At 68.4% G+C, this 24,787-nt stretch carries 29 protein-coding genes; 12 read left to right on the top strand and 17 right to left on the bottom strand.

The genetic code is table 11. The features are described 5' to 3' along the window. Positions 1 to 43 precede the first annotated feature (43 nt). The 5 genes from K0H49_RS02470 to K0H49_RS02450 form a co-directional block, all read right to left on the bottom strand. Complete coding sequence (locus K0H49_RS02470) at positions 44 to 319, bottom strand: septum formation initiator family protein (protein ID WP_219209562.1); 276 nt, start codon at positions 317 to 319, stop codon at positions 44 to 46. Between the two features lie 21 nt (positions 320 to 340). Further along, positions 341 to 1,624: a phosphopyruvate hydratase gene (gene eno, locus K0H49_RS02465; protein ID WP_219209561.1), complete on the bottom strand. Its 1,284-nt coding sequence runs from the start codon at positions 1,622 to 1,624 to the stop codon at positions 341 to 343. Between the two features lie 90 nt (positions 1,625 to 1,714). Continuing rightward, complete coding sequence (locus K0H49_RS02460; protein ID WP_219212973.1) at positions 1,715 to 2,008, bottom strand: DUF1330 domain-containing protein; 294 nt, start codon at positions 2,006 to 2,008, stop codon at positions 1,715 to 1,717. Further along, entirely contained in the window at positions 2,002 to 2,859 is an 858-nt protein-coding gene (kdsA, locus tag K0H49_RS02455; RefSeq protein ID WP_219209560.1) for a 3-deoxy-8-phosphooctulonate synthase, read from the bottom strand. The genes K0H49_RS02460 and kdsA overlap by 7 nt, the downstream gene beginning before the upstream one ends. Before the next feature lie 14 nt (positions 2,860 to 2,873). Beyond that, entirely contained in the window at positions 2,874 to 4,544 is a 1,671-nt protein-coding gene (locus K0H49_RS02450) for a CTP synthase (RefSeq protein WP_219209559.1), read from the bottom strand. Between the two features lie 136 nt (positions 4,545 to 4,680). Between K0H49_RS02450 and coaBC the strand changes: the two genes are divergently transcribed. From coaBC to K0H49_RS02430, 4 genes are all read left to right on the top strand, one after another. Continuing rightward, positions 4,681 to 5,907: a bifunctional phosphopantothenoylcysteine decarboxylase/phosphopantothenate--cysteine ligase CoaBC gene (gene coaBC / locus K0H49_RS02445; RefSeq protein ID WP_219209558.1), complete on the top strand. Its 1,227-nt coding sequence runs from the start codon at positions 4,681 to 4,683 to the stop codon at positions 5,905 to 5,907. Beyond that, entirely contained in the window at positions 5,904 to 6,395 is a 492-nt protein-coding gene (locus K0H49_RS02440) for a hypothetical protein (RefSeq protein WP_219209557.1), read from the top strand. The genes coaBC and K0H49_RS02440 overlap by 4 nt, the downstream gene beginning before the upstream one ends. Before the next feature lie 4 nt (positions 6,396 to 6,399). After that, positions 6,400 to 6,846 (top strand): dUTP diphosphatase, encoded by a 447-nt coding sequence (gene dut, locus K0H49_RS02435; RefSeq protein ID WP_219209556.1) that lies wholly within the window; start codon positions 6,400 to 6,402, stop codon positions 6,844 to 6,846. Between the two features lie 211 nt (positions 6,847 to 7,057). Then, positions 7,058 to 7,558 (top strand): outer membrane lipoprotein, encoded by a 501-nt coding sequence (locus K0H49_RS02430; protein ID WP_219209555.1) that lies wholly within the window; start codon positions 7,058 to 7,060, stop codon positions 7,556 to 7,558. 148 nt (positions 7,559 to 7,706) lie between these two features. On the opposite strand, the gene K0H49_RS02425 is transcribed toward K0H49_RS02430, so the two are convergent. Continuing rightward, positions 7,707 to 8,231: an FKBP-type peptidyl-prolyl cis-trans isomerase gene (locus K0H49_RS02425; RefSeq protein ID WP_219209554.1), complete on the bottom strand. Its 525-nt coding sequence runs from the start codon at positions 8,229 to 8,231 to the stop codon at positions 7,707 to 7,709. 14 nt (positions 8,232 to 8,245) lie between these two features. Here K0H49_RS02425 and K0H49_RS02420 point away from each other — a divergent pair, with 14 nt between their 5' ends. From K0H49_RS02420 to K0H49_RS02410, 3 genes are all read left to right on the top strand, one after another. After that, positions 8,246 to 9,376 carry a JmjC domain-containing protein gene (locus K0H49_RS02420; RefSeq protein ID WP_219209553.1) on the top strand — a complete coding sequence of 377 codons (1,131 nt, stop codon included), beginning with the start codon at positions 8,246 to 8,248 and terminating at the stop codon, positions 9,374 to 9,376. Then, entirely contained in the window at positions 9,366 to 9,860 is a 495-nt protein-coding gene (locus K0H49_RS02415) for a hypothetical protein (RefSeq protein ID WP_219209552.1), read from the top strand. Before K0H49_RS02420 ends, K0H49_RS02415 begins: the two co-directional genes overlap by 11 nt. Positions 9,861 to 9,935: 75 nt before the next feature. Beyond that, positions 9,936 to 10,214: a hypothetical protein gene (locus K0H49_RS02410; RefSeq protein ID WP_219212971.1), complete on the top strand. Its 279-nt coding sequence runs from the start codon at positions 9,936 to 9,938 to the stop codon at positions 10,212 to 10,214. 68 nt (positions 10,215 to 10,282) lie between these two features. Here K0H49_RS02410 and K0H49_RS02405 read toward each other — a convergent pair whose 3' ends face one another. The 4 genes from K0H49_RS02405 to K0H49_RS02390 all read right to left on the bottom strand — a co-directional run bounded on the left by K0H49_RS02405 (position 10,283) and on the right by K0H49_RS02390 (position 12,725). Continuing rightward, a complete protein-coding gene (locus tag K0H49_RS02405) occupies positions 10,283 to 10,453 on the bottom strand; it encodes a hypothetical protein (protein WP_219209551.1) in 171 nt (56 codons plus the stop codon). An 89-nt stretch (positions 10,454 to 10,542) separates the two neighbouring features. Continuing rightward, the gene (locus tag K0H49_RS02400; protein WP_219209550.1) at positions 10,543 to 11,517 is read right to left on the bottom strand and encodes an aldo/keto reductase; all 975 of its coding nucleotides are present in this window, start codon (positions 11,515 to 11,517) and stop codon (positions 10,543 to 10,545) included. A 21-nt stretch (positions 11,518 to 11,538) separates the two neighbouring features. Beyond that, positions 11,539 to 12,138, bottom strand: a complete 600-nt coding sequence (locus tag K0H49_RS02395) for a chromate transporter (protein WP_219209549.1) — start codon at positions 12,136 to 12,138, stop codon at positions 11,539 to 11,541. Further along, positions 12,135 to 12,725, bottom strand: a complete 591-nt coding sequence (locus tag K0H49_RS02390; protein ID WP_219209548.1) for a chromate transporter — start codon at positions 12,723 to 12,725, stop codon at positions 12,135 to 12,137. Before K0H49_RS02390 ends, K0H49_RS02395 begins: the two co-directional genes overlap by 4 nt. Before the next feature lie 100 nt (positions 12,726 to 12,825). Here K0H49_RS02390 and K0H49_RS02385 point away from each other — a divergent pair, with 100 nt between their 5' ends. Next, positions 12,826 to 13,725 (top strand): YihY/virulence factor BrkB family protein, encoded by a 900-nt coding sequence (locus K0H49_RS02385; RefSeq protein ID WP_219209547.1) that lies wholly within the window; start codon positions 12,826 to 12,828, stop codon positions 13,723 to 13,725. A 7-nt stretch (positions 13,726 to 13,732) separates the two neighbouring features. Here K0H49_RS02385 and K0H49_RS02380 read toward each other — a convergent pair whose 3' ends face one another. Beyond that, complete coding sequence (locus K0H49_RS02380; RefSeq protein ID WP_219209546.1) at positions 13,733 to 14,290, bottom strand: DUF924 family protein; 558 nt, start codon at positions 14,288 to 14,290, stop codon at positions 13,733 to 13,735. Positions 14,291 to 14,399: 109 nt separating this feature from the next. On the opposite strand from K0H49_RS02380, the gene K0H49_RS02375 reads away from it, so the two are divergent. The 3 genes from K0H49_RS02375 (at position 14,400) to K0H49_RS02365 (ending at position 17,297) form a co-directional block, all read left to right on the top strand. Beyond that, entirely contained in the window at positions 14,400 to 15,596 is a 1,197-nt protein-coding gene (locus K0H49_RS02375; protein ID WP_257624563.1) for a patatin-like phospholipase family protein, read from the top strand. Positions 15,597 to 15,671: 75 nt separating this feature from the next. Beyond that, complete coding sequence (locus K0H49_RS02370) at positions 15,672 to 16,421, top strand: acetoacetate decarboxylase (RefSeq protein WP_219209545.1); 750 nt, start codon at positions 15,672 to 15,674, stop codon at positions 16,419 to 16,421. A gap of 93 nt (positions 16,422 to 16,514) precedes the next feature. After that, positions 16,515 to 17,297 carry a 3-hydroxybutyrate dehydrogenase gene (locus K0H49_RS02365; RefSeq protein ID WP_116907322.1) on the top strand — a complete coding sequence of 261 codons (783 nt, stop codon included), beginning with the start codon at positions 16,515 to 16,517 and terminating at the stop codon, positions 17,295 to 17,297. A gap of 106 nt (positions 17,298 to 17,403) precedes the next feature. Here the strand turns inward: K0H49_RS02365 and K0H49_RS02360 are convergent, their stop codons facing one another. Beyond that, positions 17,404 to 18,333: a bifunctional helix-turn-helix transcriptional regulator/GNAT family N-acetyltransferase gene (locus K0H49_RS02360; protein ID WP_219209544.1), complete on the bottom strand. Its 930-nt coding sequence runs from the start codon at positions 18,331 to 18,333 to the stop codon at positions 17,404 to 17,406. Between the two features lie 164 nt (positions 18,334 to 18,497). Between K0H49_RS02360 and K0H49_RS02355 the strand changes: the two genes are divergently transcribed. Continuing rightward, a complete protein-coding gene (locus tag K0H49_RS02355) occupies positions 18,498 to 20,918 on the top strand; it encodes a YgiQ family radical SAM protein (RefSeq protein ID WP_219209543.1) in 2,421 nt (806 codons plus the stop codon). Between the two features lie 31 nt (positions 20,919 to 20,949). On the opposite strand, the gene K0H49_RS02350 is transcribed toward K0H49_RS02355, so the two are convergent. The 5 genes from K0H49_RS02350 to K0H49_RS02330 form a co-directional block, all read right to left on the bottom strand. Continuing rightward, positions 20,950 to 21,201 carry a hypothetical protein gene (locus K0H49_RS02350; RefSeq protein WP_183026271.1) on the bottom strand — a complete coding sequence of 84 codons (252 nt, stop codon included), beginning with the start codon at positions 21,199 to 21,201 and terminating at the stop codon, positions 20,950 to 20,952. 160 nt (positions 21,202 to 21,361) lie between these two features. Next, positions 21,362 to 21,988, bottom strand: coding sequence for a DUF1294 domain-containing protein (locus K0H49_RS02345; RefSeq protein ID WP_219209542.1), 627 nt, complete (start codon positions 21,986 to 21,988; stop codon positions 21,362 to 21,364). Positions 21,989 to 22,003: 15 nt separating this feature from the next. Beyond that, positions 22,004 to 22,915, bottom strand: coding sequence for a CoA transferase (locus K0H49_RS02340; protein ID WP_219209541.1), 912 nt, complete (start codon positions 22,913 to 22,915; stop codon positions 22,004 to 22,006). A 61-nt stretch (positions 22,916 to 22,976) separates the two neighbouring features. Beyond that, positions 22,977 to 23,876, bottom strand: coding sequence for an SDR family oxidoreductase (locus tag K0H49_RS02335; RefSeq protein ID WP_219209540.1), 900 nt, complete (start codon positions 23,874 to 23,876; stop codon positions 22,977 to 22,979). 29 nt (positions 23,877 to 23,905) lie between these two features. Then, the gene (locus K0H49_RS02330; RefSeq protein ID WP_219209539.1) at positions 23,906 to 24,646 is read right to left on the bottom strand and encodes an SDR family oxidoreductase; all 741 of its coding nucleotides are present in this window, start codon (positions 24,644 to 24,646) and stop codon (positions 23,906 to 23,908) included. Between the last annotated feature and the right edge of the window lie 141 nt (positions 24,647 to 24,787).

Below are 24,787 nucleotides of genomic sequence, written 5' to 3'. Positions count from 1 at the left end.
AGGCCAGGCGACACGCAGTGCGCCGCAGCCCTCGGGGGCGAGCCTACTTCGTGATCTGTACGAAGACTTCGTCCGGCTTGACCATGCCCAGCTCCTGCCGCGCACGTTCTTCCACCATCTCGAGGCCTTCCTTGAGGTCGTTGACCTCGGAGCCGAGCCGCTCGTTGGCCAGCGCCGAGCGGGCGTTGGCTTCTTTCTGGGCGACCAGCTTGGATTCGAGCCGCGCCACCTCGGGCACGCTCCCGCGCCCGGTCCACAGTTGCCACTGAAGGATCAGCAGCAGCACGGCCAGGATGAGGGGAGCGATGCGCGAGCGCATGCGGCGTCGAGACGCTTTGGCTTAGCGGAGGTTGTAGAACGCGGCGCGGCCGGGGTAGCTGGCGACGTCGCCGAGGTCTTCCTCGATGCGCAGCAGCTGGTTGTACTTGGCCGTGCGGTCCGAGCGCGACAGCGAGCCGGTCTTGATCTGGCCGGCGTTGGTGCCCACCGCGATGTCGGCGATGGTGCTGTCCTCGGTCTCGCCCGAACGGTGCGAGATCACGGCCGTGTAGCCCGCGCGCTTGGCCATCTCGATGGCGGCGAAGGTCTCGGTCAGCGTGCCGATCTGGTTGATCTTGATCAGGATCGAGTTGGCGATGCCCTTGTCGATGCCCTCCTGCAGGATCTTGGTGTTGGTGACGAACAGGTCGTCGCCCACCAGCTGCACGCGCTTGCCCAGGCGTTCGGTCAGGTGCTTCCAGCCGTCCCAGTCGCCTTCGTGCATGCCGTCCTCGATGCTGATGATCGGGTACTTGTCGACCCAGGTCTCAAGCATGTCGGTCCAGCTTTCGGCCGACAGCGACAGGTATTCGCCCGACAGCACGTACTTGCCGTCCTTGTAGAACTCGCTGGCGGCGCAGTCCAGGCCCAGGGCGATCTGCTCGCCGGCCACATAGCCGGCCTTGTCGATCGCCTCGAGGATCAGCTGGATGGCTTCTTCATGGCTGGCCACGCTGGGTGCGAAGCCGCCTTCGTCGCCGACGGCCGTGCTGATGCCGCGGTCGCTCAGGATCTTCTTGAGCGCGTGGAAGGTTTCCGCACCGTAGCGCACCGCCTCGCGGAAGCTCTTGGCGCCCACGGGGATGATCATGAATTCCTGCAGGTCCAGGCTGTTGTTGGCGTGCGCGCCGCCGTTGATGACGTTCATCATCGGCACCGGCAGCTGCATGCCGCCCATGCCGCCGAAGTAGCGGTACAGCGGCAGGCCCGATTCCTCGGCCGCGGCGCGTGCCACGGCCATCGACACGGCCAGCGTGGCGTTGGCGCCCAGGCGAGCCTTGTTCTCGGTGCCGTCGAGGTCGTTCAGCGTGCGGTCCAGGAAGGCCTGTTCCGAGGCGTCGAGGCCCAGCACCGATTCGGAGATCTCGGTGTTGATGTTCTCGACGGCCTTGAGCACGCCCTTGCCGAGGTAGCGCTTGGCATCGCCGTCGCGCAGTTCGATCGCTTCGCGCGAGCCGGTCGATGCGCCCGAAGGCACGGCCGCGCGGCCCATGGTGCCCGATTCGAGCAGCACGTCGCACTCGACGGTGGGGTTGCCGCGGCTGTCGAGAATTTCGCGCCCGACGATGTCAACGATTGCACTCATTTTTTCTCCAATTTAAACAGATTCATCTCGCGCCCACCCCGTGAGGGAAGGGCTGGGGAAGGGCGGGTGCAGGGCACCGCAAGGGGGGCCTCAGGCCACGCCTTCGACCACGATCATCCGCATGACCGCGGCACCCTGGCGCGCGGCACGCGCCTTGCCGTATTCGGGGGAGCTGTCGAACTTCTTGGCGACTTCGACGTTGGGGAACTTGAGGATCACCAGGCGTTCGGGCGCCCAGTCGCCTTCGAGCACTTCCACCTTGCCGCCGCGCACGCACACTTCGGCGCCGTGCACCTGCATAGCCGCCGTCGACCACTTCTTGTACTCCTCGTACTGGGTCGGATTCGTCACCTCGACGTGGGCGATGATGTAAGCACTCATGATTGAAAGATGTCCTCGAGGAATGCGTTCTGCTTGGTGACCCGGTCGAGCGCGACGAGCGTCTCGAGCAGCGCCTTCATGTGCTTGAGCGGCACGGCATTGGGGCCGTCGCTCATGGCCTTCGATGGGTCGGGGTGCGTTTCCATGAACAGGCCCGCGACGCCGACCGCCACGGCCGCGCGCGACAGCACCGGCACCATCTCGCGCTGGCCGCCCGAGGTCGTGCCCTGGCCGCCGGGCAACTGCACCGAATGGGTCGCGTCGAACACGACCGGCGCGCGGGTCTCGCGCATGATCGCGAGCGAGCGCATGTCCGACACCAGGTTGTTGTAGCCGAAGCTCGCGCCGCGCTCGCAGGCCATGAAGCTGTCTTCGTCGAGGCCGGCCTCGCGCGCCGCCGCACGCGCCTTGTCGATCACGTTCTTCATGTCGTGCGGTGCGAGGAACTGGCCCTTCTTGATGTTGACCGGCTTGCCCGACTGCGCCGCGGCGTAGATGAAGTCGGTCTGGCGGCACAGGAAGGCGGGCGTCTGCAGCACGTCGACCACCTTGGCGGCCTCGGTGATGTCCTCGAGCGTGTGCACGTCGGTCAGCACCGGCAGGTTCAGCTCGCGCTTGACCTTGGCCAGGATCTCCAGGCCCTTCTCGCGGCCCGGGCCGCGGAAGCTGGTGCCCGAGGAGCGGTTGGCCTTGTCGAAGCTGCTCTTGAAGATGAAGGGAATGCCGAGCGCCGAAGTGATTTCCTTCAGCGTGCCGGCGGTGTCCATCTGCAATTGCTCGGACTCGACCACGCAGGGTCCGGCGATCAGGAAGAAGGGCTGGTTCAGCCCGATGTCGAATCCGCAAAGCTTCATGGTGGGTTTTTCCTTCAGGCCACGACCTTCAAGGCCTTCTTGTCCGTGCCCTGATGGTCGAGCGCGGCCTTGATGAATGCATTGAACAACGGATGACCGCTCCAGGGCGTGGACTTGAATTCCGGATGGAACTGCACGCCGATGAACCAGGGATGCACGTCGACCGGCAGCTCGACGATTTCGGTCAGGTGCTCGCGCTGCGTGAGTGCCGAGATCACCAGGCCGGCGTCGCGCAGCTGGTCGAGGTAGTTGACGTTGGCTTCGTAGCGGTGGCGATGGCGCTCGGTCACCACGTCGCCGTAGATGCCGTGGGCCAGGGTGTCGGGCGACACGTCGGAGCTCTGTGCGCCCAGGCGCATGGTGCCGCCGAGGTCGGACTTCTCGTTGCGCTTCTTGACCGTGCCGTCGGCGTCCTTCCACTCGGTGATCAGTGCGATCACGGGGGTGGGCGTCTCGGGGTCGAATTCGGTGCTGTTGGCGTTCTTGAGGCCGGCGACGTTGCGCGCGTACTCGATGGTCGCGACCTGCATGCCTAGGCAGATGCCGAGGTAGGGCACCTTGTTCTCGCGAGCGAAGCGGGCGGCGGAGATCTTGCCTTCGACGCCGCGCTGGCCGAAGCCGCCGGGCACCAGGATCGCGTCGTACTTGGCCAGGCGCGAGACGTCCTGCGGCGTGATGGTCTCGGAATCGATGTAGTCGATCTTCACGCGCGCATGGTTCTTCATGCCCGCGTGGCGCAGCGCCTCGTTGACCGACTTGTAGCTGTCCGACAGGTCGACGTACTTGCCGACCATCGCGATGGTCACTTCGCGCTGCGGGTGCTCGACCTCGTACACCAGGTCGTCCCAGCGCTTGAGCTTGGCCGGCGGCGTGTTGATGCGCAGCTTGTCGCAGATCAGGCCGTCGAGGCCCTGCTCGTGCAGCATGCGCGGCACCTTGTAGATCGTGTCCACGTCCCACATCGAGATCACGCCCCATTCGGGCACGTTCGAGAACAGCGAGATCTTGGCGCGCTCGTCGTCGGGGATCGGGCGGTCGGCGCGGCACAGCAGCACGTCGGCCTGGATGCCGATGGCGCGCAGTTCCTTGGCGGTGTGCTGGGTCGGCTTGGTCTTGAGCTCGCCGGCCGCGGCGATCCAGGGCACGTACGACAGGTGGACGAAGGCCGCGTTGTTGGGGCCCGAGCGCAGGCTCATCTGGCGCACGGCTTCGAGGAAGGGCAGCGACTCGATGTCGCCCACCGTGCCGCCGATCTCGACGATCGCGACATCCACCTCGTGTGCGGTGTCGATGCCGGCGCCGCGCTTGATGTAATCCTGGATTTCGTTGGTGATGTGCGGAATCACCTGCACGGTCTTGCCGAGGTAGTCGCCGCGGCGTTCCTTCTCGAGCACCGACTTGTAGATCTGGCCGGTCGTGAAGTTGTTGGCCTTGCGCATCCGGGTGTTGATGAAGCGCTCGTAGTGGCCGAGGTCGAGGTCGGTTTCGGCCCCGTCGTCGGTGACGAACACTTCGCCGTGCTGGAACGGCGACATCGTGCCGGGATCGACGTTGATGTACGGATCCAGCTTGATGAGGGTGACTTTGAGGCCGCGCGATTCAAGCAGCGCAGCGAGGGAGGCGGAGGCGATTCCCTTGCCCAGGGAAGACACCACACCGCCGGTGACGAAGACGAATTTGGTCATGCCATTTCCAGACTTTTCAGGTCCGGTCAGTGGGAAATGAGGATTATAGGTGGCTGCGGGACGCGATTTCGGTCCGGGCACCAAGTGTCCTTCGCTGTTCTCCGGCGATGCGCCACGTCATTACACTCCCAGCGATATGCAAGACCTCCTTGGCAAACACATCGTTCTCGGGCTCACGGGCGGCATCGCCTGCTACAAATCCGCCGAGCTGTGCCGGCTGTTCGTGAAGGCCGGCGCCACCGTGCAGGTGGTCATGACCGAGGCGGCCACGCAGTTCATGACGCCGGTCACGATGCAGGCCCTGTCGGGCCGGCCGGTCTATGTCTCGCAATGGGATGTGCGCGAAGACAACAACATGCCGCACATCAACCTGAGCCGCGAGGCCGATGCGATCGTGCTGGCGCCGTGCAGCGCCGATTTCATCGCACGGCTGGCCGAAGGCCGCAGCGACGAACTCCTCAGCCTGATGTGCCTGGCGCGCCCCATCGAGCAGGTGCCCCTGCTGATCGCGCCGGCCATGAACCGCGAGATGTGGGCCCACCCCGCGACCCAGCGCAACCTGCAGCAGGTGGCGGCCGACGGCGCCACCATGCTCGGCGTGGGCAGCGGCTGGCAGGCCTGCGGCGAGACCGGCGACGGCCGCATGCTGGAGCCGGCCCAGCTGCTCGAGGACATCACGGCCTTCTTCCATGCCAAGCTGCTGGTGGGCCAGCAGGTGCTGGTCACGGCCGGCCCGACCTTCGAGGCGCTGGACCCGATCCGCGGCATCACCAACCATTCCTCCGGCAAGATGGGCTTCGCCATCGCGCGCGCCGCCCGCGAGGCCGGCGCCGAGGTCACGCTGATCGCCGGCCCGGTGCACCTGCCCACGCCGCGCGGCGTGCGCCGGATCGACGTGCTGTCGGCGCTCGAGATGCTCGAGGCCGCCGAGCGCGAGGCGGCGAGGGCGTCGGTCTTCGTCGCCACGGCCGCGGTGGCCGACTGGCGGCCGGCCTCGCACAGCGATCAGAAGATCAAGAAGGACGGCAGCGGCCTGCCGCCGGTGCTGAACTTCGTCGAGAACCCCGACATCCTGGCCACCGTGGCGCGCAGCCCGCGCGCGGCCAGCGGCGCGCTGTTCTGCGTGGGCTTCGCGGCCGAAAGCGAGAACCTCGCCGCGCACGCCAAGGCCAAGCGCGAGCGCAAGGGCATTCCGCTGCTGGTCGGCAACATCGGCCCGCTGACCTTCGGCCAGGACGACAACAGCCTGCTGCTGGTCGATGCCGATGGCGTGCGCGAATTGCCGCGCGCCCCCAAATTGCAACTGGCGCGCGAGCTGATCGCAGAGATCGCGGCGCGCCTCCCGACGAGGACTTCCGCATGAACCTGAACACGCAATCGAACACGCCGCCGAACGGCGACTTCGCCCGCTATGTGGACCAGCTGTCGGCGCGTGCCGCGCTGGCGCTGCGAACCGCTTCGGTCGATGGCTCGCACGCGCTCGATGTCGGCATGCCGCCCTCGTCCGAACCGCACGCCGGACTGTCGCCGGGCGCGGTGGCGCCGCGCGGCCGGGCGGCGACACGCCCGCCCGTGCCTGCGCAGGCCAGTGCCGCGAGCACCGCGGGTGGCGCGGCGCTGCCTTTCAAGGTGGTGCGCGCCGTGGCCGCGGTCTGGCTGCTGGCGCTGGTCGGCATGTTCTTGTTCGACGCGCCCTTCGGCATGATCCTGCTGGTGCTGGCCGGGGGCTTCTGGGTCGCCAAGCAGATGCGCCATCGCCTGCTGCCGGCCGGCGTGACCAGCTGGAGCCAGTGGGCCCAGGAAGCGGCCCGCAACGCGGCCGAGAAACAACGACAACAACAAGGCAAGTGAAGAAGTGAACGTCGACGTCCGTATCCTCGATCCGCGCATGGCGGACCAACTCCCGGCTTACGCCACCCCCGGCAGTGCAGGGCTGGACCTGCGCGCCTGCCTCGATGCGCCCATCACGCTGGAGCCCAACGGGTGGCAGCTGGTGGGCACCGGCATCGCGGTGCACCTGGCCGATCCGGGCTATGCGGCACTGATCCTGCCGCGCTCCGGCCTGGGCCACAAGCACGGCATCGTGCTGGGCAACCTGGTCGGCCTGATCGACAGCGACTACCAGGGCGAGCTCAAGATCAGCGCCTGGAACCGCAGCAACACCGCCTTCGTGCTGCAGCCCATGGAGCGGCTGGCGCAGCTGGTGATCGTGCCGGTGATGCAGGCCAAATTCAACGTGGTGGGCAGCTTCGAAGCCAGCGCGCGCGGCGAGGGCGGCTACGGTTCCACCGGGCGCGCCTGAGGCCGGGCTGTAGGCGCGGACCTGCGCCTGTCGCTTCGTTTCACTCTCGTAAAGATCGGAACTCGCGGCACGGCCCGGCCCTCGAAGTTTCCAGATGATGGTTGAATGGAAACAGCGACTGCGGTCATCCTGGTTGGTCGTGGCGCGTTGAACAGAAGGCCCTCATCGGCCCGCAGCAAGAGCTCATAACCACATGCGTGGAGCACGAAACATGAAGAAACAACTTCGCTTCCTTTCCCTCACAGCCGGCGTGCTGGCCCTGGCCACGCTGACCGCCTGTGTGGCACCGCAGCCGGTCTACGAGACCAGCCGCTACCCCTACCAGCCCCATGTCCAGCCCGCCTACGCAGCGCCGCAGCCTTATGGCGAGTACGGCCGCATCGTCAACATCGAGGTGGTGCGCAGCGAGTCCTCCGGTGCAGCCCCTTCGGGCGGTGGTGCAGTCGCCGGTGGCCTGATTGGCGGCGTGGTCGGCAACCAGTTCGGCCACGGCGGCGGCCGCGCGGCCGCGACGGCGCTGGGCATCGTGGGCGGCGCGTTGCTGGGCAACACCGTCGAGGCGAACGCCAATGCACCGCGTGCCTACCAGAGCTACCGCATCTCGGTCCAGACCGAGCGCGGCGGCTACCGTGCCTTCGACGTGCCCACGCCCGGCGAGCTGCGGGTGGGGGACCGGGTGGTGATCAACAACGGGCAGATCTCGAGGTATTGACCCACCCCCGATGCGGCGCACTGCGTGTCGCCGCCTCCCCCTCAAGGGGGCGATACCAGCGGCCCGGCGAAGCCGGTTCCGCGGTATCCCTGGAACATGAAAATGCCCCGCATGCGGGGCATTTTCTTTGGGGGCTGCTGGTTGTTTCTCAGTGCAAGGTGTCGTTGCCGGGGGTGGTGCTGGCCAGCTTGAAGAAGCCGGTGCCGGCGGAGCCGCGGCCGATTTCTTCTTCGGTGGCTTCGCGCACCGAGCGCACCGTGAGGTCCAGGCGCAGCGCGATGCCGGCCAGGGGGTGGTTGCCGTCGAGCACCAGATGGTCGGGGTAGATCTCCGCGACGGTGTAGATCGCGTCTTTCACGATGTCCGGGTTGACGCCGTCGGGCAGGGCCGCGCCGTCGAAGGTCATGCCTTCCTCGGTGCCTTCCGGGAACAGCGCGCGCGGCTCCAGGAACAGCAGTTGGTCGTTGAAGTCGCCGAAACCCTGTTCTGGCTCGATCTGCACCTGGACGCGGGCGCCCGGCTCATGGCCCTGGAGCACGGCTTCGATCGCATCGAAGAGATCGTCGCCGCCCACCAGGAACTCCACCGGCTCGTCGAGCACGTCCAGTACGTCGCCGAGGGTGTCCTTGATCGTCCATGTGAGGCCGACCACGCATTGTTCTGAAATTTCCATTGCAGAATTCTCCCATGGACCTTCATTCCCCTCTGCCGCTCCTGGGCGGCCTCACGCCGGCGCAATTCATGCGCCGCCATTGGCAGAAAAAACCCTTGCTGGTGCGCCAGGCCGTGCCCGGCATGCTGCCACCGGTCGAACGCGGCGCGCTGTTCGCGCTGGCCGGCTCGGAAGACGTCGAGTCGCGGCTGGTGCGCCAGACCGCCAAGGGCTGGTCACTGCGCCACGGCCCGTTCCCGCGGCGCGCGCTGCCGCCGCTGCAGCAGCCGGGCTGGTCGCTGCTGGTCCAGGGCGTCGACCTGCATCACGAGGGCGCGCATGCGCTGATGCGCCGGTTCGGCTTCCTGCCCGACGCGCGGCTCGACGACCTGATGATCAGCTACGCCAGCGACACCGGCGGCGTGGGCCCGCACTTCGACAGCTACGACGTGTTCCTGCTGCAGGCCAGCGGCCGGCGCCGCTGGTCGATCGGCCGCCAGCGCGACCTCGAACTGCAGCCCGGCGTGCCGCTGAAGATCCTGCAGAACTTCGAGCCCGAGCAGAGCTTCGTGCTCGAGGTCGGCGACATGCTCTACCTGCCGCCGCGCTATGCGCACGACGGCGTGGCCGTGGGCGACGACTGCATGACCTGCTCCATCGGCCTGCGCTCGCCGGCCGCCGCGCCGCTGGGCGCCGACCTGCTGGCGCGCATCGCCGAGGCCCAGGCCGACGAACTGCAGGACATCCCGGCGGTGCACTACCGCGACCCCTCGCAGGAAGCGGTCGAGCGCCCCGCGGCGATGCCGGCCGACCTGCAGACCTTCGCGCGCAAGGCCGTCGAGGCCGCGCTGCGCGACCCCGATGCGATCGACCGCGCACTGGGCGAGTCGATGACCGAGCCCAAGTCCAACGTGTGGTTCGATGCGGGCGAACTGCCCGAGCGGCTCGAAGGCGTGCGGCTCGACCGGCGCACGCGCATGCTCTACGACACGCGCCACCTGTACATCAACGGCGAGAGCTTCCGAGCGGGCGGGCGCGATGCGACGCTGATGCGCCGGCTGGCCGACCAGCGCGGGCTCGATGCGCGCGATCTGGCGCGTGCCAGCGAGGATGCGTTGGCGCTGCTCGGCGACTGGTGCGAAGCCGGGTGGGCCCATGCCGTCTGAAACCGCCTTGCCCGAGGGGCCGTTCGATGGCCGGCTGGCCTTCGACGCGGCGCTGAGGGCGGCGCTGGACGCGGCCGCCCGCAAGGGCTGGCGCGAGATCGTCTTGAGCGATCCCGACTTCGCCGACTGGCCCCTGGGCGAGCGCACCAGCATCGCCGCGCTGCAGGCCTGGGCCGCGAGCGGGCGCAGCCTGATCCTGTTGGCCGAAGGCTTCGGCGTCTTCGATCGCGCGCATGCGCGATTCGTCGAATGGCGCCGGCTCTGGAGCCACATCGTCGAGGCCCGGGCCTGCAGCGGCAGCGCTGCGCCCGCGGTGCCCAGTGCGGTCTGGACGCCGAGCTGGTCGCTGCACCGCATCGACCCCGAGCGCAGCCGGGGCGTGTGCAGCCACCAAGCCGAGAGCCGGCGCGCGCTGCGCGAGCGCCTCGACGAGTGCCTGCGGCAGGCGCGGCCGGCCTTCGCCGCCTCGACGCTGGGCTTGTAAGCCGAGGCCGCGCTCACATTTGGAAGCACCGATGCAGGCCTAGAATTTTTATTCCTGTCCATCGTTCCAAAGGAGATAGCAATGAACAAGTCCGTCCTGCTCGCCGCCGTGATCGCTGCCGCGGCCCTCAGCGCCTGCGGCAAGAAAGAGGAGCCGGCGCCCGCGGTCGTGACCCCACCGCCCGCAGCCGTGACGCCCGCACCGGCATCGCCCAGCGAGCCGCCTGCCGGCACGATGGCCCCCGCGCCCTCCGACCCGGCCGCCGCCACGCCGTCGCCGTCGGCGTCCTCGGCCCTCGATGCCGCCAACGCCGCGACCGAAGCCGCACGCAACGCCGCCTCCGCGCCCAAGTGATCCACCTCGCATGAAAAAGCCCGCCCGGTGCGAACCGGGCGGGCTTTTTCATGGGCGCCGAAGGTGGCTCAGGACGGGTCCTTGCCCCGCGTGCGGCCGACCGCGCTGAAGATGCCGATCCCCAGCACGATGAGGGCGCCGATGCCGATGTACAGCGTGGGCACGCCGGCCACCGAGGCACCCCAGATGAGGCCGGCCATGAAGATCAGAAACCCGATCATGTAGAGCGCGAAGGACATGGTTCTCTCTCCTTAATAGGTGAGCCAGCCTGCCTGCCGCGGCCTGCCACGGACCGGCGCCATCGTCGCCAATCCGTGTGGGAGCCTGCTTACCGCGAAGCCGTCGCGCCGGCTTCCTCGCTGGCCGCGTCGAGCAGCGCGATCGAGGCCGCATCGAGCCTCAGGGTGGCCGCGCGCGTGAGCTCGTCGAGCTGTGCGACCGAGGTCGCGCTGGCGATCGGCGCCGTGATGCCCGGGCGTGCGATCTGCCAGGCGACGGCCGCCTGCGCCGGCGTGACGCCGTGCGTCTTGGCCACGCCATCGAGCGCGGCCAGGATGCGCAGGCCGCGTTCGTTGAGGTACTTCTTGGTCGTGTTGGCGCCGCGCGCGCTCTTGGCCGCATCGGCCTCGCTGCGGTACTTGCCGGTGAGGAAGCCGGCCGCGAGCGCGTAGAAGTTGATCACGCCCACGCCGCGCTCGAGGCACAGCGGCTCCAGCGCCTCTTCGAACACCGCGCGGTCGTAGAGGTTGTAGAGCGGCTGCAGGCTCTCGTAGCGTGGCAGGCCGAGCCGCTCGGACACGTCCAGTGCCTCGGCCAGGCGCGGCGCCGTGAAGTTCGAGGCGCCGATCGCGCGCACCTTGCCGGCCTTGATCAGCGCGGCGAAGGCCTCGAGTGTTTCTTCCAGCGGCGTGTCCGCATCGTCGTCGTGCGACTGGTAGAGGTCGATGTGGTCGGTCTTGAGCCGCAGCAGCGACGCGTCGACCGCCTCGCGGATGTAGGCGGCCGACAGGCCCACCTTGTCGTCGCCCATCGGCTTGCCGACCTTGGTCGCGAGCACCACGCGGTTGCGCTTGCCGCTCTGGCGGAACCACTTGCCGATGATCGTCTCGGACTCGCCGCCGGTGTGGCCCGGCACCCAGCGCGAATACACGTCGGCGGTGTCGACGAAGTTGAAGCCGGCGTCGAGCCAGGCGTCGAGCAGGCGGAAGGACTGGGTCTCGTCCACGGTCCAGCCGAAGACGTTGCCGCCGAAGGCCAGCGGCGAAACCTGCAGGCCGGAGCGGCCGAGTGGGCGAAGTTGCATGGGATTTCTCCTGGAGTGGAATCAAACGAAGCCGATGGCACCGAGCAGCGCACCCGCGCCCAGCAGCCACAGCAGATGAAGGCGCGTGCGCCAGACGATCAAGGCCGCGACACCGGCGAGCAGCCAGAGGTGCCAGGCCGGTACCGCGCCGGAGCTGTTGCCCGAGGCCAGCACCCAGCCGGTGGCGATCAGCAGGCCCACCACCACCGGTGCCATGCCCTGCTTGAAGGCCCGTACCGCACGCCGGTCGCGGTTGCGATGGCCCCAGCGTGTGGCGAAGTAGGTCAGTGTCGTGCTGGGCAGCATGATGCCCAGCATCGTCACGGCCAGCCCGAACAGGCCCAGCACCCAGGCGTGCAGGCCGGCCTCGATGCCGCCGGCCGCGTTGAGGCCGACGTTCCAGCCCATGAGGGCGACGAAGAGCACGTTGGGGCCGGGCGCGGCCTGCGCGATGGCGACCGACGAGGTGAACTGCGCATCGGTGAGCCAGCGGTGCTGCTCGACCAGGTAGCGGTGCATGTCGGGCACCGTGGTGATGGCGCCGCTGATCGAGAGCATCGACAGCATCAGGTACTGCGCGAACAGCGCGAGCCAGTCGTGCCATTGCATCGCGATGGTCATCTGCCGATCCGCCGCCAGGTTTCGCCGCAGGCGATGCCGCCCACGACGATCAGCACCCAGCCCAGCGGGATGCGTGCCAGCGCGATGGCCGCGAACACGATGCCGACGATGGCCAGGCACAGGCCGAAGCCCAGCGGGTTGCGGCGCAGCGGGGCGATCAGCTTGATGCCGGTGGCCGCGATCAGCCCGCCGGCCACCGCGCCCATGCCGCGCAGCGCACCCGCGACCTGCGGGTTGCCCGCGAAGTGCGCATAGAGCACGGCGAGCGTGAGGATCACGCACAGCGGCACGGCCAGCATGCCCGCCAGCGCCGCGGCGGCACCGCGCAGGCCGAAGTAGCGGTCGCCGATCATCACCGCCAGGTTGATCACGTTGGGGCCCGGCAGCACCTGGGCCACGGCCCAGTCCTCGAGGAACTCGTCGGGCGTGAGCCACTGCTTCTTCTCCACCAGTTCGCGCTGCACGATGGTCAGCACGCCGCCGAAGCCTTGCAGCGCCAGCCAGGTGAAGGACAGGAAGAGGTCGCGCGGAGAGTGCGGTCGGGGGCGGTCGGGTGCCGTGGCCGCGACCGGTGAGGGCGGGTGCATGGCGGCGATTATCTGCGCGGGCGCGGGATGCTGCAGGCGAGGCGCCATCTCAGGCTTTGCACCGACACGCCGCGGGCCGGCGGCCTGCAATACTGACGCCATGCAACTGCGCGCACTCCTCGAGCTCTCCAAGCAGGCCTTCCTCTCGTGGAAGAGCGACTACGCCCCGAGCATGGGCGCGGCCCTGGCCTACTACACGGTGTTTTCGGTGGCGCCGCTGCTGCTGATCGTGATCTCGGTGGCCGGCCTGGTGTTCGGCCAGGAGGCGGCGCGCGGCGAGATCTTCGCGCAGCTCTCGGGGCTGATGGGCGCACAGGGCGCGCTGGCGGTGCAGGGCATGCTGGAGGCCGTCAACAAGCCGCGCGAAGGCATCATCGCCACCGTGATCGGCATCGGCCTGCTGGTGGTGGGCGCGACCACGGTGTTCGGCGAACTGCAGGACGCGATGGACCGCATCTGGCGCGCCCCGGCGCGCGACAAGCGCGGTGGCGTGCTGAGCCTGCTGCGGGTGCGGCTGCTGTCCTTCAGCATGATCATGGGCATCGGCTTCCTGCTGATGGTGTCGCTGGTGGCCAGTGCGGCCCTGGCGGCCCTGGGCAAGTGGTGGTCGCCGGTGTTCGGCGGCTGGGCCACGCTGGCGCAGGGCGTGAACTTCGTCTTCAGCTTCGGCATGGTGACCGTCATCTTCGCGATGATCTACAAGCTCATGCCACGCGTGAACGTCGAGTGGCGCGACGTGTGGGTGGGGGCGGGCGTCACGGCGCTGCTGTTCACTGTGGGCAAGCACCTGATCGGCCTGTACATCGGCAAGAGCAGCGTGGCGTCGGGCTACGGCGCCGCGGGCTCGCTGGTGGTGGTGCTGGTCTGGGTCTATTACTCGGCGCAGATCTTCCTGCTCGGCGCCGAGTTCACCTGGGTCTATGCGCGCCGCTACGGCTCGATGAAGAACCTGCCGGGCGTCGATGCGGCGCCGGCCACGCCCACGCGCGACGACGCCTGAGCGATGCTCAGCCGGCGAAGCCGCCGCTGTCGAGAAAGGCCTGCTCCTGCGCCGTCGATGCGCGGCCCAGCAAGCGGTTGCGGTGCGGGAAGCGGCCGAAGCGCAGCACGATGTCCTGATGCAGCCTGGCGAAGCGCTGGGTATTCGCATCGAGCGCCGCATTCAGCTCGACCGAACGCTCCTGGTCGGCCGGCAGCTCGGAATGCATGAAGGGCAGATAGAAGAAGGGCCGCAGTGCGGCGTCGACCTGCCGGTCGAAGCCCGCCGCCACCGCACGCTTCGCGATCACCAGCGCCTGCCCGTCGGTGGCCAGCATGTGCGGGTTGTGGCGCCAGGCGTTGCGCGGGAACTGGTCGAGCAGGATCAGCAGGGCCAGCGCGCCTTCGGCATCGTTCGCCCAGGCATCGCGTTCGCAGCGGGCCGCGGCCTGGTGGGCGTCCGCGCAGAGCGCGATGAAGGCGGCGTCGAAGTCGTCGCTCTTGGCAAACCAGCGGGCGGGACCGGCATCGCGCCAGAAGTCGACCACCTCGCGGGCGGTGGGGGTGGAAAGAGGCTGAGAGGTCATCGCGCCATTCTTGCAGCCCCTGCCGCCGCTGCCACCGAGACCGTGATTTTTTCCCGGCGATCAAAGCCCCTGTCCGGCGGCTGTCGCGGGGCTGGTGTCCAATGAATCCATGACGACGAAGAAACCCCGCGCGGCCCCGCCCGCTCTTCATCCTTTCGAGGCCCGTCGTGAAGACATGCGCAATGCGCGCAAGGCGCTGGTGCTGCAGGGCGGCGGCGCGCTCGGCGCCTACCAGGCCGGCGTGTACGCCGCGCTCAGCGAGACCCGCATGAAACCGGACTGGATCGCCGGCGTGTCGATCGGCGCCATCAATGCCGCGCTGATCGCGGGCAATGCACCCGGCCAGCGGGTCGATCGCCTGCGCGAGTTCTGGCACCTGGTGTCCTCCGCGCCCGCGCAGCAGCTGCCCGCATGGTTCGGCGATCGGGCCCAGCAGAACCAGTGGAGCGCCACCATGGCCGCGCTGGTCGGCATCCCGGGCTTCTTCGAGCCGCGCCATTCGCCGGCCCTGCTGATGGGGGGTGCCGCGCCGCTGCTGAGCTACTACGACACCGCGCCGCTCAAGGCCACGCTCGAGCGGCTCATCGACTTCGACCGCATCAACGATTGCGAGGCGCGTTTCAGCGTGGGCGCGGTCAACGTGCGCTCCGGCAACTCGGTGTACTTCGACAACACGCAGCAGCGCATCGGCCCCGAGCACATCATGGCCAGCGGCGCCTTGCCGCCGGGCTTCGCGCCGGTGTCCATCGAGGGCGAGGACTACTGGGACGGCGGCATCGTGTCGAACACGCCGCTGCAGTACGTGCTCGACCAGCACCCGCGCAACGAGCCGCTGGTGGTGCTGCAGGTCGACCTGTTCAACGCACGCGGCGAGATGCCGCACACGCTGGCCGGCGTGACCGAGCGGCAGAAGGACATCACCTACTCGAGCCGCACGCGCATGAACACCGATGCGCTGGCCGCCAACATGAACCTGCAGCAGGCCATCGCCGACCTGATCTCCAAGCTGCCGCCCAGCCTGCGCAAGGACCCGAGCGTGCTGGCGGTGCAGTCGCAGCTCACGCACGAGCCCATCGACATCTTTCACCTGATCTACCGCGACAAGCCCTACGAGCTCGAGTCGAAGGACTACGAGTTCTCGCGTGCGGCGGTCGAGGAGCACTGGGATTCGGGCGCGCGCGACATGCGCACGACCCTGGCGCACCCCGAGACGCTGCGCGCCGACGCCACGGTCAACGGCGTGACCACCTTCGACCTGGGCGAGCACGGCGCGGAGCGCATCAAGCGCCCGGGCCTGACGGCATGAAGCCGCGCCTCAGCCTGGACTAAGAAAGCAGCGTGAGACTGGGGGCGTCAGTCACTTCAACCGCAGGACTTGCTCATGAACATCGAAGAAGTACGGCGCCGGGCCTTCGCCATGCCGCTCACCAGCCCGGCCTTTCCTCCGGGGCCCTACCGGTTCATGCGACGGGAATTCCTGATCGTCACCTACCGCACCGACATGGAGGCGCTGCGCGCCGTGGTGCCCGAGCCGCTCGAAGTGGTCGAGCCGCTGGTCAAGTACGAGTTCATCCGCATGCCCGACTCCACCGGCTTCGGCGACTACACCGAGTCGGGCCAGGTGATCCCGGTGCAGATCCGCACCGACAAGGGCCTGGAGCAGGGCAGCTACACGCATGCGATGTACCTCAACGACCATCCGCCCATCGCCGGCGGGCGCGAGCTCTGGGGCTTTCCGAAGAAGCTGGCCTCGCCGGTGCTCGACTACGAGACCGACGTGGTGGTGGGCACGCTCGATTACGGCAAGGTGCGCGTGGCGCAGGCCACGATGGGCTTCAAGCACCGCGCGCTCGACCCGGGGCCGATCCTCGCGGGCATCGCGCAACCCAATTTCCTGCTCAAGATCATTCCCCATGTCGATGGCACGGCGCGCATCTGCGAACTGGTGCGCTACCACATGGTCGACGTGACGCTGCATGGCGCCTGGACCGGGCCGACCTCGCTCGAACTGCACCCGCATGCGCTGGCGCCGGTGGCCGACCTGCCGGTGCTGAAGATCGAATCGGCGGTGCACTACGTCGCGGACATGACGCTGGCGCTGGGCACGGTCGAACACGATTACCTGAAATGAGCACGCCGCCAGGCAGCGCGCGTGCCACGTTCCCCGAACGGATCCCGGCGTAGCCCGGATCGCTCCCTTTTCTCACAACCTCAAGGACTCACCATGCAACTCAAGGACAAGGTCGCCTACATCACCGGCTCGGCCAGCGGCATCGGCAAGGAAATCGCCATCCTGTTCGCGCAGGAAGGCGCGAAGATCATCATTGCCGACCTCAACAAGGAAGCGGCCGATGCGACGGCCGCCGAACTCAAGGCCACGGGCGCACAGGCCATCGGCGTGGCGGTCGACGTGACCAACGAAGACCAGGTCAACGCCTCGGTCGAAGAGGGCGCCAAGGCCTTCGGCGGCATCGACATCCTGATCAGCAACGCCGGCATCCAGATCGTGCATCCGGTCGAGGAGTTCAGCTTCGCCGACTGGAAGAAGATGCTCGCGATCCACCTCGACGGCGCCTTCCTCACCACCAAGGCCTGCCTCAAGCACATGTACGCGCAGGGCCGCGGCGGCAGCGTGATCTACATGGGCTCGGTGCATTCCAAGGAAGCTTCGCTGCTCAAGGCGCCCTACGTGACGGCCAAGCATGGCCTGATCGGCCTGGCCAAGACGGTCGCCAAGGAAGGCGCCAAGCACGGCGTGCGCGCCAACGTGATCTGCCCGGGCTTCGTGCGCACGCCGCTGGTCGAGAAACAGATTCCTGAGCAGGCCAAGACGCTGGGCATCAGCGAAGAGGAAGTCATCAAGAACGTGATGCTCAAGGAGACGGTGGATGGCGAGTTCACGACCACCGAGGACGTGGCGCGCGTGGCATTGCTGTTCGCGGGTTTCCCGACCAATGCGCTCACGGGCCAGTCGCTGGTCGTGAGCCACGGCTGGTTCATGCAGTAACGCTGCATCGGGAGGGTCGGGGTGTGGGCTCGGCGGCCTTTGTTCTGGCGAAACGCGCGTTGGGGTGCAGGCCCCCATCCCCGCCTTCCCCCAGAGGGGGAAGGGGTCAGAGCTTGAGTTCCCAGGTCTCGCCCACGAGCGAGGCGCCATAGCTCTGATGCGGCTCCGACTGCTTGAGAACGAAGCCGCGCTTCGCATAGATGTCGCGTGCCGCCGTGAGGCAGCTGTTGGTCCACAGCACCACCTTCTTGTAGCCCGCGGCGCGCGCGAAGGCCAGGCATTCGTCGCTCAGGCGCGCGCCCAGGCCCAGGCCGCGCGCTGCCGGCGAGACGATCAGCATGCGCAGCTGCGCGACGGTCGCCGACTTGCGCACCAGGAAGATCGCGCCCAGGCGTTCGCCCTCGCGTTCGGCGATCCAGCCCTTCTCGCGGCCGGGCTGGAACTTGCGGATGAAGTCGGCCGCGATGCCCGCGACCAGCACTTCAAAGTCCTGGTTCCAGCCGTACTCGCGCGCATAGACCTCGCCGTGCTGCTGTATCACCCAGCCCATGTCGCCGGGCGCCGGGTCGCGCAGAACGACCGGAGGGGCCGGCGCCCGCGCATCCATCAGCGTCTCGATGCGGGCCATGGCTGCCACCAGCTGTTGTTGTTGCGCCGCAGCCAGGGGCGCGAGCAGGGTGGCCGCGTGGTCGCGCGAGGCCTGCTGCAGCGGCGCGAACATCGTGTGGCCGGCGTCGGTCAGCGCGAGCCGGCTCTGCCGGGCATCCTGCGGATCGGGCGTGCGCGCGAGCCAGCCGGCGGCCTCGAAGCGCTTGAGGATGCGGCTGAGGTAGCCCGCGTCCAGTCCCAGGTCCTGCTGCAGGTCGCGCGCCACCGGCGCCTGCCGGTGCGCGAGTTCGTAGAGCACGCGCACGTCGGTCAGCGACAGGTCGCTGCCCAGGTAGGGATCGAGCACGCCGATGCGCTGCGTGAAGAAGCGGTTGAAACGGCGCAGGGCCTTGACGGCCTCGGGCGAGACGGCGGGAGAAAAGGGCATGGCCAGAATTTTGCCGCCAAGTAGTTGACTAAGTCAACAAAACCCAAGACCTGGGGCTGCACAGGTCACTGGGACGCAGGGGCGACAGGAAGAGGCGCAGCACCTACAATCGCGGGTTGCCCGCCACGGGCCCACGGCCAGGCCCGGCCTCCAACATTCCCCCGATGAACGCCCCCGTCGACGTCTCCTTTTTCGCGCGCGCCGCCAAGCCGCTGACCAGCTACCGCAAGTACTGGGCGGCCCGCTTCGGCACGGCCAAGTTCCTGCCGACCTCGCGCGAGGAGATGGCCGCGCTCGGCTGGGACAGCTGCGACATCATCGTGGTCACGGGCGATGCCTATGTGGACCACCCGAGCTTCGGCATGGCGGTGATCGGCCGCATGCTCGAGGCGCAGGGCTTCCGCGTGGGCATCATCGCCCAGCCCGACTGGCAGAGCGCCGACCCGTTCAAGGTGCTGGGCAAGCCGAACCTGTTCTTCGGCGTGACCGCCGGCAACATGGATTCGATGATCAACCGCTACACGGCCGATCGCAAGATCCGCAGCGACGACGCCTACACGCCCGGCGACGTCGGCGGCTCGCGCCCCGACCGCGCGGCCATCGTCTACTCGCAGCGCTGCAAGGAAGCCTGGAGCGATGTGCCGATCATCCTGGGCGGCATCGAAGGCAGCCTGCGCCGCATCGCGCACTACGACTACTGGTCGGACAAGGTGCGCCGCTCGGTGGTGGTCGACTCGAAGTGCGACCTGCTGCTGTACGGCAACGCCGAGCGCGCCATCGTCGAGATCGCGCACCGTCTGGCCGCCAAGGAGCCGGTGCAGCAGATCACCGACGTGCGCGGCACGGCCTTCGTGCGCCGCGAAACGCCCGAGGCCTGGTTCGAGATCAACTCGACCAGCGTCGACGAGCCCGGCCGCGTCGAGGCCCACGTCAATCCCTACCTGATGGTCTCGGACCAGGCCAAGGCCAACGGCGCCACCTGCGCCAAGGAAGACGAAGCCCAGGTCGTGGCGTCGACGGCCGAAGCGGCCGGCGCCAAGGCCCTGGCGGCGGTGCGCGCGCGCTCGGCCGACGTGAACCCGGCGATCAAGCCGATCACCTTCGTGGCCAACCCCTCGGTCAAGCTCAAGGTGCCGCCGCGCGACCGCAGCGTGATCCGCCTGCCTTCGTACGAGCAGGTGCGCAGCGACCCGGTGCTCTACGCCCACGCCAACCGCGTGCTGCACCTCGAGACCAATCCCGGCAACGCACGCGCGCTGGTGCAGGCGCATGGCGAAGGCACGACCGCGCGCGATGTGTGGATCAACCCGCCGCCCATCCCGTTGACCACGGCCGAGATGGACCATGTGTTCGACCTGGCCTATGCGCGCAGCCCGCATCCGCGCTATGCCGACGAAAACGGCAGCCACGACGGCGCGACCAAGATCCCGGCCTGGGAGATGATCCGATTCAGCGTGAACATCATGCGCGGCTGCTTCGGCGGCTGCACCTTCTGCTCGATCACCGAGCATGAAGGCCGGATCATCCAGAGCCGCTCGGAAGATTCGATCATCAAGGAGGTCGAGGCCATCCGCGACAGCGTGAGCGGCTTCACCGGCACCATCTCCGACCTGGGCGGCCCCACGGCCAACATGTACCGCCTGGGCTGCAAGAGCCCCGAGATCGAGGCGGCGTGCCGCAAGCCCAGCTGCGTGTACCCGGGCATCTGCTCGAACCTGGGCACCAACCACGATCCGCTGATCAAGATCTACCGCCGCGCGCGGGCGCTCAAGGGCATCAAGAAGATCCTGATCGGCTCCGGCCTGCGCTACGACCTGGCGGTGCAATCGCCCGAGTACGTCAAGGAACTGGTGCAGCACCACGTGGGCGGCTACCTCAAGATCGCGCCCGAGCACACCGAGCAGGGCCCGCTCACCAAGATGATGAAGCCGGGCATCGGCAGCTATGACAAGTTCAAGCAGATGTTCGAGAAGTTCAGCGCCGAAGCGGGCAAGAAGCAGTACCTGATTCCATACTTCATCGCCGCGCATCCGGGCACCAGCGACGAGGACATGATGAACCTCGCGATCTGGCTCAAGAAGAACGGCTTCCGCGCCGACCAGGTGCAGACCTTCTACCCATCGCCCATGGCCACGGCCACGACGATGTACCACACCAACAGGAACCCGCTGCGCAAGATCACGCGCGAGAGCGAGACGGTGGACATCGTGCGCGGCGACAAGCGCCGCCGCTTGCACAAGGCCTTCCTGCGCTACCACGATGCCAACAACTGGCCGCTGCTGCGCGAGGCCTTGAAGAACATGGGCCGCGCCGACCTGATCGGCAATGGCAAGCACCACCTGATCCCCACGTGGCAGCCGCTGACCGATGGCGGATACACCAGTGCGCGGCGCAAGAACTCGACCGTGGTGCCGGCGGTCAAGACCGCGAAGGCCTCGGCACCGGTGCGGCTGGCGCCCGTGAAGCCCTCCAAGGGCCGCATCCTCACGCAGCACACCGGCCTGCCGCCGCGCGAGACGGGCAGCGGCGGTGCGGCGCGTGGCCCGGCGGGCGTGCCGGGCAAGGGCTTCCGCAAGGCGCGCTGAGCGCCTCGGAAGCCGGCCGCTCAGTCGGCTCTCAGGCCGGCAGGCCGCTCACCTGCACCGACAGGTCGAACAGCTTGGCCTTGCCGGCGTAGTAGCGGTCGATGCGCCATTCCTTGAGGATGTCGATGGCGATCTCGAAGGTCTCGAGCTCCAGCTTGTAGAGTTCCGCGACGTTGAAATGCGTGTCGGACTCGAGTGCCAGCACCAGTTGTGCAAGCGTTCGAGCCGATTCGCTCGCCGGATTGGCGACGATGAATTTGCGGGCTGATTTGATGGCGTTCACGATGGTCCTTTGGGTGCCTCTGGGAGGGGCGGTGGCCGGGCCCGTGGCATACGGGTCAACCCGGATGCGCAAGGCTGAAATCCGAGTCTGCACGGGGATTGTCGCAACCTTCATATGACAAATTTGTGACAGTCCTTGCCGGCCTGGGGTCCACCGTGTCTCAGAGGCCGATACGCGGTGCCACCCAGAATAGCCAGCCGCCCAGGGCGATGCAATGGAGCACCGCGGTGGCGGCGTAGACCTGCAGAAAAGCCGCCTTGCTGGACTTGTGTCGCAGCATCCGTTGCGCCAGTCCGGCCGCGGGCCAGCCGCCCAGCAGTGCGAACAGGTGCAGCGTCTGTTCCTGGGTGCGCCAGCGGCCGTTCTGCGCCGCGTCCTTGTCGAAGGCGTAGGCGAACAGCGTCACCGCGTTGAGCGCCACGATGGCCGCGAGGCCCCACCAGGGCAGGCGCTGCAGCCACAGGCCGAGGCCGAGCAATCCGATCCAGAGGGGCAGCAGCCACAGCACCCATGGCGCGCCGGCGGGCGCTGAGGCGCGGCGCGCCGCGGGACGACGCGGCGATGCAGCGCGTGCCGTGCCTGCGCTGGCGACCGGATGCACGGCCATCCCGCGCGGCCCCTTGCCGCCCACGTGGATCTCGTCGAAGCCCACGGCCATCCCTTCGCTCGGGGCGCCCGTGCCGCGGAAATCGCGGATGTGAAAGAACACGTCGGCCTGGCCGGGACTGTGGATGAAGCCGAAGCCGCGCGCCGCGTCCCAGCGGCGCACCACACCTGTCTTCTTCATGCGCGTCTCCGGGTCTCAGTCGGCCGAGACCGCGTCGCGCATCGCATGCAGGGGCACGTCGTGCGCGAGCGCGAGCGCCTCGAGCGCGGCGCAGTCCTGGGTGGCCACGAAGGCGGCGATGGCCGCGTGGGTCGACGAGCGGAACATGGCCTGGGCCGCTTCGGCGTCGAGCCCGGCCGCGGCACACAGGCGCTGCGCGAAGTGCGGCTCGAGCGCGGCCAGTGCCACGCGTCCGTCGCGGCAGGGATAGACGCGGTAGCCCGCATGCGCACCGCCGACCGTGCCGCCGGGCGTGGTCAGGCCCCAGTGCCGCGGCAGCGCGAGGTAATGCGCAGCCTCGGACAGCGCCACCTCGATGCGCACGCCGCTGCCGTGCGTGGCACGGTGCAGCAGGGCCTGCAGCACGGCTTCGCTGGCCATCAGCGAGCCGCCCATGTCGGCATACAGCGTGGGCGGCAGTTCGGCGCCCGTGACCAGTCCGCTTTCGGCCATGTAGCTGAGGTCATGGCCTGGCGCTTCGGCCTGCGCGCCGGGCGCGCCGACGATGGCCACCATCGACAGCCGTGGGTAGCGCGCATGCAGCGCATCCCAGCCCAGACCCAGCTTGGCCAGCGCCGACGGCCGGAACGAGGTGATCAGCACGTCCGCACAGGCGAGTTCGATCTGCAGCAGCGCCTGGCCTTCATCGGTCTTGAGGTCGCCCTGCAGACAGCCGATGCCGTCATGCATCGCGTCATAGGCCTCGGGCGCGTAGACGCTCATCGGGTCGGCCGACCCGCCCCGCGGTGCCAGCGGCTCGAACTTCACGCACTGCGCGCCCATCGCATGGCAGCGCATCAGCGCGGCCGGGCCCGGCAGGTTGAGGGCCAGGCTCAGCACGCGCGTGCCGGCGAGGGGTGAGAACACGGGGGCGGCAGGACTCGGCATGGCGTGAGAAGGTGAAGGCGAAGCGCCACATTCTCGTCTGCCGCCCGTGCGGGCGATCGGCTCAGGCCAGCGCGGGCAGCGAGGGCTTGAGCAGGTCCGCGATGCCGATGCGGGCCGCGAATTCCTCGCGCACGCGTTCCGCCACCTCGGTCACGGCGCCGGCGCCATCGTCGAGGAAGTCGGTGACCGAGCGGAAGGGCCGCGTGCCCGTCGGCAGGCCGACGATGCGCGCGATGTCGTCGGCCACCGCCTGCGGGTCGGCATCGGGCGGCATCAGCGCGCCGAGCTTCGCCCCGATCTGGTCCATCAGGCCGTTGTAGCGCGCATAGGCGGCGACGGTCGTGGCGTCCGCGGGCCGGCCCGCGTTGGGGAAGTGCGCGGTGCCCTGCGTGAAGGCGCCCGGCACCACGATGGAGGTCTCGATGCCGAAGCGCGCGAGCTCGTACGACAGCGTGACCGCCAGCGAATCCATCGCGGCCTTGGCCGCCGCGTACGGACCGATGAAGGGCGGGAAGCCGCCGCGTGTGGTGGTGCTGCCGACCCACAGCACCAGGCCCGACTGCTGCGCGCGCATCACCGGCAGCACCGCCTTGTTGACGCGCTGCGTGCCCAGCACGTTGGTGTCGAACACGCGCGCGATCTCCTCGGGCGTGAAGGCTTCGGTCGGGCCGACCACCAGGTGGCCCGCGTTGTGCACGATGACGTCGAGCCGGCCGTGGTCGGCGAGGACGGTCTGCACCGCCGCATCGGCCGAGGCCTGCGACAGCACGTCGAGTTCGACCGCGCGCAGGTTGTGCCCGTGGGCTGCGCTCCACGCGCGCAGTTCGCGCACGCGCCCGGCGTTGCGGCCCGCGATGTCGCGCATGCTCGCGTAGACGGTGTGGCCGGCGGCTGCCAGCGTGCGGGCCGTGAGGTGGCCGATGCCGGTGGCGGCACCGGTGACGAGGATGACGGATGGCATGGCGGTGTCCTTCAGTGTCGTCACGCGGTTCAGACCAGCCCGCCGTTGGCGCGCAGCGTCTGGCCGTTGACCCAGCCCGCGTCCTTGCCCACCAGCATCGCGACCGTGCTGGCGATGTCCTCGGGCTGGCCCAGGCGCTCCAGCGGCGCCATCTTCGACATGCGTTCGATCAGTTCGGGCGTCTTGCCGTCGAGGAACAGCGCGGTGGCCGTGGGGCCGGGGGCGACGGCATTGACCGTGATGTTCCGGCCGCGCAGCTCCTTGGCCAGGATGTTGGTCATCACCTCGATCGCGCCCTTGGTGGCCGCATACACCGCGTAGCCGGGCAGCGCGAGGCCGATCACGCTGGTCGAGAAGTTGACGATGTGGCCGCCGCTGCGCAGCCGGGTCGCGGCTTCGCGCATGGTGTTGAAGCTGCCCTTGACGTTGACCGAGAACAGCGCGTCGAAGGTGCGGTCGTCGGTGTCGGCCAGCATGGGCAAGGCCGGCGGCATGATGCCGGCGTTGTTCACCAGCACGTCGACATGGCCGAAGGCCGCGACGGTTTCGTCGAACAGGCGGCGCACCGCGGCCGGGTCGGCCACGTCGGCCTGCACCGCGAGCGCCCGGCCACCGGCCGCGGTGATGGCGTCGACCACCTTGGCGGCTTCGGCGGCGTTGCCTGCGTAGTTGACGACGACCGCGTGGCCGTCCTGCGCCAGGCGGGTGGCGATGGCGGCACCGATGCCGCGGGATGCGCCGGTGACGATGGCGACGGGGGATGTGTTCATGCTGGGTTCCTCGAGAAAAATGGGACGAAGGTCTGAACCGTGGGTCCGTCGAGGGCTTCGCGGCTCAGTGCATGAATTGTTCTATTGATCGTGCCCGCGATAAATGAGGTGAATCGGCCATCACTGTGCAACAGCCGCTAA

It is taken from the genome of Variovorax boronicumulans, assembly GCF_019352895.1.
Lineage (GTDB): Bacteria > Pseudomonadota > Gammaproteobacteria > Burkholderiales > Burkholderiaceae_C > Variovorax > Variovorax boronicumulans_A.
The sequence above is the reverse complement of the archived record's forward strand: the minus strand, read 5'-3'. Positions and strand labels throughout refer to the sequence as shown.